General features: G+C 69.2%; 12 protein-coding genes and 1 tRNA gene. 8 read left to right on the top strand and 5 right to left on the bottom strand.

Translation table 11 applies throughout. The features are described from left to right. Window positions 1-130: 130 nt before the first annotated feature. Window positions 131-203, bottom strand: a tRNA-Ala gene (locus tag M3195_RS13340). A 135-nt stretch (window positions 204-338) separates the two neighbouring features. Between M3195_RS13340 and M3195_RS13335 the strand changes: the two genes are divergently transcribed. From M3195_RS13335 to M3195_RS13315, 5 genes are read left to right on the top strand one after another with little or no spacing between them, the layout of a single operon-like run. Further along, window positions 339-1,403: a flavin-containing monooxygenase gene (locus M3195_RS13335; protein ID WP_251588240.1), complete on the top strand. Its 1,065-nt coding sequence runs from the start codon at window positions 339-341 to the stop codon at window positions 1,401-1,403. 45 nt (window positions 1,404-1,448) lie between these two features. Continuing rightward, entirely contained in the window at window positions 1,449-2,240 is a 792-nt protein-coding gene (locus tag M3195_RS13330; protein WP_251588237.1) for a hypothetical protein, read from the top strand. After that, entirely contained in the window at window positions 2,237-2,761 is a 525-nt protein-coding gene (locus M3195_RS13325; protein WP_251588235.1) for a DUF3592 domain-containing protein, read from the top strand. The genes M3195_RS13330 and M3195_RS13325 overlap by 4 nt, the downstream gene beginning before the upstream one ends. 38 nt (window positions 2,762-2,799) lie before the next feature. Next, window positions 2,800-3,456 (top strand): SDR family oxidoreductase, encoded by a 657-nt coding sequence (locus M3195_RS13320; protein ID WP_251588233.1) that lies wholly within the window; start codon window positions 2,800-2,802, stop codon window positions 3,454-3,456. A gap of 4 nt (window positions 3,457-3,460) precedes the next feature. After that, on the top strand, window positions 3,461-4,639 hold the full coding sequence (locus tag M3195_RS13315; RefSeq protein WP_251588230.1) for a glycoside hydrolase family 3 N-terminal domain-containing protein: 1,179 nt from the start codon (window positions 3,461-3,463) through the stop codon (window positions 4,637-4,639). A 15-nt stretch (window positions 4,640-4,654) separates the two neighbouring features. On the opposite strand, the gene M3195_RS13310 is transcribed toward M3195_RS13315, so the two are convergent. From M3195_RS13310 to M3195_RS13300, 3 genes are read right to left on the bottom strand one after another with little or no spacing between them, the layout of a single operon-like run. Next, on the bottom strand, window positions 4,655-5,518 hold the full coding sequence (locus tag M3195_RS13310) for a 3-methyladenine DNA glycosylase (protein WP_251588229.1): 864 nt from the start codon (window positions 5,516-5,518) through the stop codon (window positions 4,655-4,657). Window position 5,519: 1 nt separating this feature from the next. Beyond that, a complete protein-coding gene (locus tag M3195_RS13305) occupies window positions 5,520-6,545 on the bottom strand; it encodes an App1 family protein (protein ID WP_251588228.1) in 1,026 nt (341 codons plus the stop codon). 4 nt (window positions 6,546-6,549) lie between these two features. Beyond that, the gene (locus tag M3195_RS13300; RefSeq protein ID WP_251588227.1) at window positions 6,550-7,227 is read right to left on the bottom strand and encodes a DedA family protein; all 678 of its coding nucleotides are present in this window, start codon (window positions 7,225-7,227) and stop codon (window positions 6,550-6,552) included. Window positions 7,228-7,268: 41 nt separating this feature from the next. Between M3195_RS13300 and M3195_RS13295 the strand changes: the two genes are divergently transcribed. The 3 genes from M3195_RS13295 (at window position 7,269) to M3195_RS13285 (ending at window position 11,904) form a co-directional block, all read left to right on the top strand. Then, on the top strand, window positions 7,269-8,588 hold the full coding sequence (locus M3195_RS13295) for an anthranilate synthase component I family protein (protein ID WP_251588226.1): 1,320 nt from the start codon (window positions 7,269-7,271) through the stop codon (window positions 8,586-8,588). 33 nt (window positions 8,589-8,621) lie between these two features. Then, complete coding sequence (gene leuS / locus M3195_RS13290; RefSeq protein WP_251588220.1) at window positions 8,622-11,198, top strand: leucine--tRNA ligase; 2,577 nt, start codon at window positions 8,622-8,624, stop codon at window positions 11,196-11,198. 112 nt (window positions 11,199-11,310) lie between these two features. Further along, entirely contained in the window at window positions 11,311-11,904 is a 594-nt protein-coding gene (locus tag M3195_RS13285; protein WP_251588218.1) for a ComEA family DNA-binding protein, read from the top strand. On the opposite strand, the gene M3195_RS13280 is transcribed toward M3195_RS13285, so the two are convergent. Beyond that, window positions 11,894-12,313 carry a VOC family protein gene (locus tag M3195_RS13280; RefSeq protein ID WP_251588217.1) on the bottom strand — a complete coding sequence of 140 codons (420 nt, stop codon included), beginning with the start codon at window positions 12,311-12,313 and terminating at the stop codon, window positions 11,894-11,896. The two genes, M3195_RS13285 and M3195_RS13280, sit on opposite strands and share 11 nt — an antisense overlap. Window positions 12,314-12,326 lie beyond the last annotated feature (13 nt).

Below are 12,326 nucleotides of genomic sequence, written 5' to 3'. Positions count from 1 at the left end.
ACACCATCGACCCCACCAAAACCTACTGGCGCAACACGCAGAAAGAGCCCGGCCGATGGCCGAGCTCTTCCTCCAACTAGTCGCCTATGTCGCGACTCACACGTCGCCTATGTCGCGACTCAACACAATGTGGACCTGAGGGGACTCGAACCCCTGACCCCCTGCATGCCATGCAGGTGCGCTACCAGCTGCGCCACAGGCCCAGAACTGCTTCCTTCTGCTCGAAGCAACTTTGAAAGAGTACTACACGGATCACGCACAGCACCAATCGGGGCGTGCACTCCGGGCGCGTCGGCGGTGCACGGAACAACACCGCACGGTCGGGTGTTGACGAGAGCGTGGACATCCTCGACAGCGTGGTGATCGGAGCCGGTCAGGCCGGTCTCTCGGCGTCGTACCACCTGACGCGTCTCGGCATCCGTCATGTGGTGCTGGATGCCGATGACAGGCCAGGCGGAGCCTGGCAGCACCGCTGGGATGCGCTCACGATGCGCGATGTGCACGGCGTGGCCGAGCTCCCAGACGACGCAGCACCGCCGCGCGACGACGAGAGGGCGAACGTCGCGGTGCCGGCGACCTTCGCGGCCTACGAGAGGGCCCACGGACTCCCGGTGGTGCGACCGGTGCGCGTGGATCGGGTCACGGACGACGACGGCGTCCTCATCGTCCACGCGGGCAATCGCGAGTGGCGCACCCGCACGATCGTTAACGCCACCGGCACCTGGACGCATCCGTTCCTGCCGCACTACCCGGGGATGGAGACGTTCTTGGGTGACCAGTTCCACACGGTCGACTACCCGGGACCTGATTTCTTCCGCGGCAAGCGCGTGCTCGTGGTGGGCGGGGGAGCGTCGGCCGTGCAGTTCCTCGGTGCGATCGCGCCGATCGCCGAGACCGTCTGGGCGACCCGTCGGGAGCCGGTCTGGCGCACCGACGATTTCACCCCGGAGGCCGGGGCGGCGGCCGTCGCTCTCGTCGAGCGGCGGGTGGCGCAGGGACTGCCGCCCGAGAGCGTCGTGAGCGTGACGGGGCTGGTGCTGCGCGAGCAGGAGCGGGAGGCCGAACGGCTCGGCGCCTACGCCGACAGGCGGCCGATGTTCGAGCGCATCGAACCCGAAGGTGTGCGCTGGGCCGACGGCGCGTTCGAGCGCGTCGACGTCATCCTCTGGGCGACGGGATTCCGGCCTGCCATCGGCCATCTTGCGCCCCTGCACCTGCGGAGCGCAGCAGGGGGCATCCAGCTCGACCGCAACGGTCGCGGCACCACGGCGGTCGCCGATCCGCGGATCCAGCTCGTCGGGTACGGGCCGTCGGCGAGCACGATCGGCGCCAACCGGGCAGGGCGCGCGGCCGCCAAGGGCGTGCAACGGGCACTCGCCGCGCGGGCGGTTGCTGCGCTCTGAGCCGCTGATTCCACCCCGGCGGTGCGCCGTCGATACGCTGAGGACATGATCCGCATCGCGCTCATGGTCGTGTGGCTGCTCCTCTCGGCATGGCTCGTGATCTGGACCGGGGAAGGGCTGTTCGGCGTCGACCAGCGCGAGTCGATCCTGCCCTTCGCGGGGGAGGACACGCTCGGCGCTCCGATCATCATCGGCGTCGCCTGGGGACTCCTGCTCACGTTCGGCGGCACCATGTCGGGCCTCGGTCGACGCCGGAAGCTCCGCGGCGAATCGCACATCGGGGTGGGCCGCATCGTCGAGGTGTCCCGCACGGGCCTCACCGTCAACGACGTGCCGCAGTACGACCTCTTCATCCGCGTCACCCCTGGCTCTGGCGACGACTTCATCGCCCAGCTGCGCACCCTCGTGCAGCCGACCGACCTGTCGTCGCTGCAGGTCGGCAACCCGCTGCCGGTTCGCTACAGCCTCAGCGACCAGGACTCCGTCGAGCTCGCCGACATCAACGACCCGTCCGTGCGCGAGGCCGTGCTGCAGTGGCGCATCGACCGTGGGCTCATCGATCCGCGTCAGGTGCGAGCACGGACGACGGGCACGCAGGTGCCGGCCTCCGTGATCGCGGTGCGACCGACCGGACGACGTCTGGAGGGGCAGAGCGAACTCGCCCTGACGGTGCTCCTGGCGCCGGAGGGACAATCCACCTGGGAGGCCGAGACCACCGTCTTCGCGTACCCGGAGGCGATCTCGCGCTTTCAGGTCGGCGCACCGATTTGGGCGTTCTACCGGCGGGAGGATCCACAGACCGTGGCGGTCACGATCGAGAAGGAGCCCGGCCGATGAACATCCTCGACACCCTCATGTGGCTGCTGAACTTCCCGGCGGCGCACGGCTATGCCATGGTCTTCATCGCGGGCTTCTCGCTCTTCGGACTCTTCGCGCTCTCGGCGTCGGGCGCGACGCCGGGCAGTGCGCTGCGACGAGTGCGCGAGCGCGAGGGGCTGCTCCGTCCAGAGCACGCGAAGCGCGGTCGATGGGGCGGACGCCTCGCGCGGATCGTGTTCCGCGTGCTCACAGTCGTCATGCTCGCGAACCTCGTCATCGGCATCCTGAGCCTGACCGGCGTACCCGTGACCCGCGCGTACATCTACCAGCACGGGCAGCCGACGACGGGCACGCGCGACGGCGACTGGATCACGTTCACGACGGCCTCCGGAGTCGAGTACACCGTCGAGAGCAACTTCTTCACGCCCGCCGTCTACCCCGACCGCGACGCCTACCTGTCGGGCGATCAGGTGGTCGTGCGCTACCTGCCGTCGCACCCGCAGGCATATGTGATCGACAGTTCGCAAGGCCCCCGCTGACCTGAGCCGATGTCGGATCCGGCGCGTAGGGTGAAGCTATGTCGCGCGTCATCGTCTTCGGCGGCCACGGCCGCATCGCCCTGCTGCTCGCCCCTCTGCTCGTCGCCCGCGGCGACGAGGTCACCGCGGTCATCCGCAATCCCGATCACGTCGCCGATGTCGAGAAGACGGGCGCGACGGCGCTGGTCTCCGACATCGAGCAGCTCGACACGCGTGGACTCGCGGAGATCATCACCGGTCATGACGCGATCGTCTGGTCGGCCGGTGCGGGCGGCGGATCGCCCGAGCGCACCTACGCCGTCGATCGCGATGCCGCGATCCGCACGATGGATGCCGCGGCGGATGCCGGTGTCGGTCGCTACGTCATGGTCTCGTGGATCGGTTCGAAAGCCGACCACGGCATCCCCGAGGACGACTCGTTCTTCCCGTACGCCGACGCGAAATGGGCCGCCGACGAGCACCTGCGTGGCACCGACCTCGACGGCACCATCCTCGGCCCGGGAACGCTGACCTTCGACGAGCCCACCGGGCGTATCGTGGTCGACCCGGAGGGGCGCGGCGAGGTCTCGCGTGCCGACGTGGCGCAGGTCATCGCCGAGTCGATCGGCAATCCGTCGACGTTCGGACGCACGATCCGCTTCGGCAACGGCGACGCCGACAGCGCCGTCCCGATCGATGAGGCACTCAGCGCCTGAGCCGATGAGGTGGCGTCGGGCAGCGGTGATCAGCGCGGCGGTCGTCGTCGGGCTGGGGATGCTGTCGTCACCCGCGGTCGCGGTCGATGCATCGACGCCCGGCGGAGTCGCCTCCGCGGGACGCGGCCCCGGGATCGATGCGCGCGCTGCGGTGCTCGTCGAGCGCATGAGCACTGCCGAGCAGGCGGCGAGTGTCGTCATGGGGCACATCCCGACGACCGACCCGGCAGCGCTCGCGAGCTACATGCAGCAGGGCTTCGGCGGCTTCATCCTCATGGGCGCGAACGTGCCGGAGAACGGAGACGTCACGGGCGTCGTCGACGCCCTCGTGAGCGACTCGGACCCGCCGCCACTCACCGCGATCGACCAGGAGGGTGGGATCGTCTCGCGTCTCGGCGCGGACACCTACCCGGCGTCGACGTCGCTCAAGACGCAGCCGGTCGCTGCGACATCCGCCGCATTCGCGGCGCGCGCTGCGCTCGTCTCGGGCTCGGGACTCGACGTCAACTTCGGCACGGTCGCCGACGTGCCGGCCGACTCCGCGTCGTTCATCTTCGGGCGCGCACTGGGCGCCGACCCGCAGAGCGCGGCGGAGCGTGTCGCCGCGGCGACCGCGGCCCAGGAGCCGGTCGTCGCCTCGACCCTCAAGCACTTCCCGGGGCACGGTGCCGCGCCGGGCGACTCCCACCACGCGATCCCGTCGACGAGCGAGACGCTCGACGAGTGGCGCGCGACCGATGCCGTGCCGTTCGTGGCGGGTGTCGATGCCGGCGCGTCGCTCCTCATGTCCGGACACCTCGCGTACACAGCGGTCGATGCGGCACCGGCATCGTTGTCGCCGGCCTGGCATGAGATCGCACGAGAGGAGCTCGGCTTCGACGGGGTGATCGTCACCGACGACCTCGGCATGCTGTCGTCGTCGGGAGTCGCCGCCTACGCCGACCCCGTGGCCAACGCCGTCACGGCCCTCGCGGCGGGTAGCGACCTGCTGCTGATGATCGCGGGCTCGACGCCCGACACGGCGGGCCAGATCGCTGCCGGGATCACCGCTGCGGTCGAGGCGGGCACGGTGCCGAAGGAGCGGCTCGTCGATGCCGCCTCGCGCGTCATGGCGCTGCGACTGCAGCAGACGGCGGCGACGGCCGAGTGGGCGCTGTGCGCGGAGTGCGAGGCGGTCGACTGACGGTCGAGGCTGTGCTCAGACGGCAGCCGGTGCGTCGGATCCGAGCCACGATTCGAGCAGCCGCGCACGCAGCGCCACCCCGCGCTCCGCGAACCCCCGCTGACGGCGCACGTACTCGGCCTTCCCCTCGGGCGTCTCGATCGGCACCGGCACGACGCCCCACGCGCTGAGGTCGTACGGGGCGGCCTCCATGTCGAGCAGGCGGATGTCCCGGGCCAGCTCGAACGCATCGAGCAGCAGCTCACCGGGAACGAGGGGTCCGAGCTTGAGCGCCCACTTGTAGACGTCCATCCCGGCGTGCAGGCATCCCGGTTGCTCGAACAGCGGTTGGTCGTCGCGCGTCAGGGGCGTGCGATTGCGCGGCACCGCATCGGGGGTGAAGAACCGGAAGGCGTCGAAGTGCGTGCACCGCAGCTCGTGGCTCTCCACGACGAGGTCGGTACCGGCCTGTCCGAGCCGCAGCGGCACCGCATGACGGTGTTCGTCGGCGCGGTAGACCATCGCCCACTCGTGCAGGCCGAAGCATCCGAACTGGCCGGGTCTCGAGGCGGTGCGGCGCAGCATCCGCTCGATGAGGGCCCCGAGCTCGGGCTTCTCCGCCGCGAAGGCGTCCCGGTCGGGGACGGCGCCGTCGGGAGTCCTGCCGGGGGAGTACCAGCGCCAGGTGCGTCGCTCATCGGCATCCTCCAGCTCCACGCCCGCGCCGGGATGCCACCGTCGCAGCTGCGCGGGCTTGTACGAGTAGTAGGTGAAGAGGAAGTCCCAGACCGGGTGGGTCTCGCGGCGCGACGCCCGCGCACGGTGCTCCGCGGTGAGAGCGTCCGCCCGCTCCTGGTGCGCCCGCTCTCGCTCCAGCCAGGTGGTCCGGGGCAGCAGCATGTCAGTCCAGGATGCCGGCTTCGCCGAGGAGATCACGGAGCCCGGCGCCGTCCTCCGCGCTCACCCAGGGGGCGACGTCCTCGGAGTGCGGTTCGCGCCCGGCGCGGCCACCGGCCAGCACCGCCTCGGCGGGCAGCAGCCGTCGGATCGCGACACCGCTCACGGAGTCGGGGTGCTCCTCCATGAACTCGGAGTAGATGGCCTCGTCGTGCTGGCCGTCGTCACCGATGAGCAGCCACTTCACGTGCGGGAACTCGGTCGCCAGGCGACGGAGATTCGTGAGCTTGTGGTCGCGTCCGCTGCGGAACCACCGGTCGTGCGTCGGGCCCCAGTCGGTGAGCAGCATCGACCCGGCGGGGAACAGGTGCCTGCCGAGGAACCGTCGGAGCGTCGGAGCCACGTTCCAAGCGCCGGTCGAGAGGTAGATCATGGGCGCGCCGGGATGCTGTCGCAGCAGCTGGTCGAGGAGCACCGCCATGCCGGGGACGGGGATGCGCGCGTGCTCGTCGACGACGAAGGAGTTCCAGGCCGCGATGAACGGACGGGGCAGCGCCGTGACCATGACGGTGTCGTCGACGTCCGACAGCACGCCGAATCGCGTCGACTCGGCGACGATGAACGCGGTGGCCTCGATGGGATCCTTGCCCTCGACGGAGAAGGTGAAGGTCTGCCAGCCCGGATCGAGCTCGGCGTGGATGACCGAATCGATCACGCCGCCCCGATCCGCGACGACATGGTGAACGGAGTCTCCGATGGTCACGGTGACCTTCGCGAAGCTCACCGGGATCCCGACGAAGCTCCGCCACCCGCGGATGCTCGCCGGCTCGCCGTCGTCGCCCTTGCGCAGCGGGGGGACGATCAGCACCCGCCCGAGGACGCGCACCCAGCCCGGCCCGCCGTACCCGGGGAACGGGAGGACGGTGGCGCTGCGACCGCGACGGCGCGCTCGCCCCTCACGCCACACGTGGAAGCGGTGTTCGAGGCGCGCGAACCAGTGGATCCGGGGCGCCAGGGGTGCAGAAGCCATTGCTTCAGTCTTTCACGTCCGCAGTATTCTGCGCGTCTGCGTCGGGCGCCTCGATGTGACGGGACTCCAGACGCCCGAGGAGCCGCTTGCCCAGGAAGATCAGCAGCAGGAAGACCGCGATGATCCCGACGAAGATGTAGCCGGCGAAGTGCACGCGGTCGACCAGCTCGCGGAAGCTGCCTGCGGCGAGGGAGGTGATGCTCACGTAGGCCGTCGCCCAGAGGAGGCAGGCGGGTGCGGTCCACGCGAGGAAGCGTCGATACGAGTAGTGGCTCATCCCGACCGTCAAGGGGACGAGGGAGTGGAGGACGGGAAGGAAGCGCGACAGGAAGATCGCGATGCCACCGCGACGTGCGAGGTAGTTCTCGGCTCGTACCCAGTTCTGCTCACCCACGCGTTGTCCGATCCATGAACGGCGGATGCGGGGGCCCAGCCAGCGCCCGAGCCAGAAGCCGATGCTCTCGCCGATGAGAGCGCCGATAACGACGGCGATCACCATCGCGATCGCCTCCCATACGCTCGTGACTCCCATCGAGGCGATGATGACGATCGTGTCGCCCGGAACGATGAGCCCGATGAGGATGCTCGTCTCGAGCATCACGGCGACTCCGGCGATGAGCGTGCGCGTGACTGGATCGATCGACTGGATCACATCGAACAGCCAGAGGAGGAGGTCGTCCACTCTCCGAGAATACGGGAGGCGACGCCGCCTAGGCTGGGAACGTGCGAGAGCGACTGACCAGCCGCCTCCTCGGTCGTGCGGTGGACCCCGAAGCGGTGTTCCTCGCTCTCGAGGAGCGTCATGCGGATGTCTTCTGGCTGGATGCGGGAGCGGCGGCCGCCGAGGGATGGAGCTACGTCGGCACCGGGGAGCGCGCCTCGTTCCCCGGCGAAGTGAGGCTCGACGAGACCATGACGCGGGGTGATGATGAGCCGCCGTTCCGCGGCGGATGCGTCGGCTGGTACGACTACGAGAGCGGTGCGAAGACAGCGGGGGCTCCCGTCGCCGAGGTCGGCCAGAGCGGTCCCGGCGCCCGGGATGCGTGGCTGCGGGTGACTCGCCTCCTCGCCGTCCGTCATGACGACGGGGCGGCCTGGGCCTTCGCGAAGGACGATCTCGACGACTGGGCGGCGTTCCTCGACGGGACGTCGACCTCGGAGGTCCGTCCGCTCTCGAGGTCCGAGGATCGTCTTGCCTCGGCCAGACACACGCCGGAGGAATACACGTCCCTCATCGAGCGCTGCCGCGCCCTCATCCGTGCGGGCATCGCCTATCAGCTCTGCCTCACCACGCGCTTCACCGTGACCGGAGTGGACGACGCGGTCGACGTCTATCGCAGACTGCGCACCGCGATCCCTGCACATCACGGCGGCTTCCTGCGCATCGGCGGGAGGTCGCTGCTGAGCGCCAGCCCCGAGCAGTTCCTTCAGGCGGAGGGCGGGGTCATCCGTACCCGACCGATCAAAGGCACGCGTCCCCGTGGTGCCGATCGAGAGGCGGATGCCGCGCTCGCCGCAGAGCTCGCCGTCGACGAGAAGGAGCGCGCGGAGAACGTCATGATCGTCGACCTCATGCGCAACGACCTGTCGCGCGTGTGCGTGCCCGGGACCATCCGCGCGGAGGCACTGTGGAAGGTCGAGACCTACCCGGCGGTGCACCAGCTCGTCAGCACCGTCAGCGGCACTGCGGCGCGCGGTGTCGACGTCGCAGCGCTGTTCGCCGCAGCCGCGCCCGCGGGGAGCATGACCGGTGCTCCGAAGCTCTCGGCCATGACGCGACTGCACGAGCTCGAGGGAGGTGCGCGTGGCGTCTACGCCGGATGCTTCGGGTTCGTCGGCGACGACGGCGTCCTCGATCTCGCGATGGTGATCCGCAGCATCCTCGTCGAGGGGGATCAGGCGAGCGTCGGGGCAGGGGGAGGGATCACCTGGCGATCGATTGCGGCATCCGAGGTCGCGGAGGTCGCGACGAAGGCCCGCGCACCGCTCGCAGCGCTGGGGGCGGATACGCCCGTGGCCTGGGCTTCCGATATCCTGAACTGATCCCTCTTTCCCTCCAGATTGGTCGTGCGTTCGTTGTCTGAGAACCTGTCCACCTCTCCCGTCGCCGAGGAGTCCGTCTCGGCGCACGACATCCAGGCCAAGTGGCAGAAGTACTGGGCGGAGAACGGCACGTTCCTCACGGGTGGCGACGATGACACGCGTCCCCGCCGCTACGTGCTGGCGATGTTCCCGTACCCGTCCGGCGACTTGCACATGGGACATGCGGAGAACTACCTGTACTCCGACATCGTCGCGCGCTTCTGGCGTCACCGCGGTCATAACGTGATGAACCCGATCGGGTGGGACTCCTTCGGCCTGCCGGCCGAGAACGCCGCCATCCGCCAGGGCGCAGACCCGCGCGAGTGGACGTACCAGAACATCGCGCAGCAGAAGGTCGGCTTCGAGCAGTACGGCGTCTCGTTCGACTGGAGCCGCGTCCTGCACACCTCCGACCCGGAGTACTACCGCTGGAACCAGTGGCTGTTCCTGAAGCTGTACGAGCGCGGCCTGGCCTATCGCAAGAAGAGCCCCGTCAACTGGTGCCCGAACGACCAGACCGTGCTTGCCAACGAGCAGGTGATCGACGGACGCTGCGACCGCTGCGGCGCGGAGGTCGTCAAGAAGAAGCTGACGCAGTGGTACTTCCGCATCACGGACTACGCCGACCGTCTGCTCGACGACCTGAACCAGCTCGAAGGCCGGTGGCCGCACAAGGTTCTGCAGATGCAGCGCAACTGGATCGGTCGATCGGTCGGCGCTGACGTCGACTTCCGCATCGAGGGCCGCGACGAGCCCGTCACGGTGTTCTCGACGCGACCCGACACGCTGCACGGAGCGACGTTCTTCGTCGTGGCTCCGGACGGCGATCTGGCGGCCGAGCTCGCAGCCGAGGCTCCCGACGACGTGCGCGAGCGCTTCCAGAACTATCTCGCGGACGTGCAGAAGACGACCGACATCGACCGCCAGTCGACCGACCGCCCGAAGACCGGCGTCTTCCTGGAGCGTTACGCGATCAACCCGGTGAACGGCGAGAAACTGCCGATCTGGGCCGCCGACTACGTGCTGGCCGACTACGGTCACGGCGCGGTCATGGCCGTTCCGGCCCATGACCAGCGCGACCTCGACTTCGCCCGCGCCTTCGACCTGCCGGTCAAGGTCGTCGTCGACACGACAGCGCCCGTCACCGGTGCGATGCGCGCGATCGAGGTGGACGACGAGGGCGTGCCGATCGACGCGGATGCCGCGCTCGACGAGCAGAATCCGGCATCCACCGGCGTCGCGCTCACCGGCGAGGGCCGCATGATCAACTCCGGGCCCCTCAACGGTCTGTCGAAGCGCAACGCGATCGCCCGTGCCATCGAACAGCTCGAGGCGTCGGGCACCGGTCGTGCCGCGAAGAACTACCGTCTGCGCGACTGGCTGATCTCGCGTCAGCGGTTCTGGGGAACCCCGATCCCCATGCTGCATGCGGAGGACGGCAGCATCGTGCCGGTGCAGGAGGACAAGCTGCCGGTGAGGCTGCCGAGCGTCGAGGGCCTCGACCTCAAGCCGAAGGGCACGTCACCCCTGGGCGGCGCCGAGAGCTGGGTGCGCACGATCGACCCGGTCTCCGGTGATCCGATGCTGCGCGACCCCGACACGATGGACACGTTCGTCGACAGCTCCTGGTACTTCCTGCGCTTCCTCTCGCCGAACAGCGAGACGGAGGCATTCGACCCTGCCCTCGCGTCGCGATGGGCGCCCGTCGACTCGTACATCGGCGGTGTCGAGCACGCGATCCTGCACCTGCTGTACGCGCGCTTCATCACGAAGGTGCTGTTCGACATGGGGCTCATCGACTTCACCGAGCCGTTCTCGAACCTCATCAACCAGGGCATGGTCCTGCTCGACGGCCAGAAGATGTCGAAGAGCAAGGGCAACCTGGTGCTGTTCCAGGAGGAGCTCGACGCGCATGGAGCGGATGCTCTGCGCGTGGGCCTCGCTTTCGCGGGTCCGGTGGAGGACGACAAGGATTGGGCGGACGTGTCGACGACCGGCGCCCAGAAGTTCCTGTCCCGCGCCCTTCGTATCGCGCACGAGGTGTCGAGCGACGTCGACGTGGTCTTCAAGGGCGGCGACGCGGCGCTGCGGCGCGCGACCCACAAGCTGCTCGCCGAGGCCCCCGGCCTGGTGGAGCAGACGAAGTTCAACGTGCTTGTCGCGCGCCTGATGGAACTCGTCAACGCGACTCGTAAGACGATCGACACCAGCGCAGCCGGTGCCGCCGACCCCGCGGTGCGCGAGGCAGCGGAGACGGTCGCGGTCATGCTCGACCTCATCGCGCCGCACACTGCGGAGGAGATGTGGGAGGCGCTCGGTCATGAGCCGTCGGTGGGTCTGGTGACCTGGCGATCGGCCGACCCGGTGCTCCTCGTCGAGGACACGGTGACCGCGGTCGTGCAGGTGGGCGGCAAGGTGCGGGCGCAGCTCGAGGTGCCGGCTCGCATCGGAGAGGCTGAGCTCGAAGCTCTGGCCCGCGCCGACGAGCGCGTGATCCGGTCGATCGGCGATCGCGAGATCGTGAAGGTCGTCGTGCGCGCCCCGAAGATCGTGAGCATCGTCGTCAAGTGATGTCTGCGGGCGACCGCCCGCCGCTCCTGCACATATTTGAAGTGTCAAGAGTTGTGCACCGCACGGGTTCGCCCGGCATCGCCGCGTCGGCGGACGCGCCTAGGTTGGCAGGATGTCAGAGTCCCCGCCTCCACCTCGACAGCGTCGCCTGCGGCTGAGCGTCGGCGCTGCCGTCGTGGTCGCGCTCGTCGTTCTGTCGGGCGCCGTCGGTCTGGGTCTGCTCCGCGGACATGCGGCGCCGACCGAGTCGATTCCGATGTCCACCGATGAGCCGGCTGTGTCGGCATCGGGTGAGCTCTACGTGCATGTGCTCGGTGCGGTCGAACGGCCCGGCCTCTACGTGCTCGACATCGACGCGCGGCTCGTGGACGCGGTCGCCGCGGCCGGAGGAACGACGGACCAGGCCGATCTCGCCGGCGTGAACCTCGCCCGCGCCGTCACTGACGGTGAGCAGATCGTCGTCCCGGTGCTCGGGGCTGCGGCCGGCGTGCCCGGGGCGGCCGCGCCGGGTGACGATCGGATCGATCTGAACGCGGCCGATCAGGCAGCTCTCGAGACGCTGCCCCGGATCGGACCGGCGCTGGCGGAGCGGATCATCGCCTGGCGCGACGAGAACGGACGGTTCCAGTCGGTCGACGATCTCCTGGCGGTTCCAGGGATCGGGGAGAAGCTCCTCGCCGGAATCCGCGACGTCGTCAGGGTGTGACGGGGGCCAGCACGAAGTCTCCGGTCTCGCCGGGATTGACCGCGATCTCCCAGCGGAATCCGTCGGGGTCGGAGAAGTACCCGGAATAGCCGCCCCACTCCCGCTCGCGCCCTGGGCTCACGGGAGCGCCGAGGGCGCGCACCTCGTCGAGGACCGCGTCGACCTCGGCAGGCGAGGCCAGGTTGTGCGCGAGTGTGATCGGGGCGATGCCGGAGGCGGGCGCCTCGCCGATCTCCCTTGTGAAGCCCTCGACCGACCAGAGCGACAGGATCAGCCGATCGGCGACGGGCAGCATCAGCACGTCGTCGCCGGCGAAGATCGGCTCCCACCCCAGGCCGTCGATGTAGAAGGCCCGGCTGCGTTCAAGATCGGCTACCGCGAGGGTGATGAAGCTGACGCGCTGTTCCATGCGGCGAGTCTCG

Source organism: Microbacterium hydrocarbonoxydans (assembly GCF_023715885.1).
Taxonomy (GTDB): domain Bacteria; phylum Actinomycetota; class Actinomycetes; order Actinomycetales; family Microbacteriaceae; genus Microbacterium; species Microbacterium hydrocarbonoxydans_C.
This window is presented reverse-complemented; position numbering and strand designations above follow the sequence as displayed.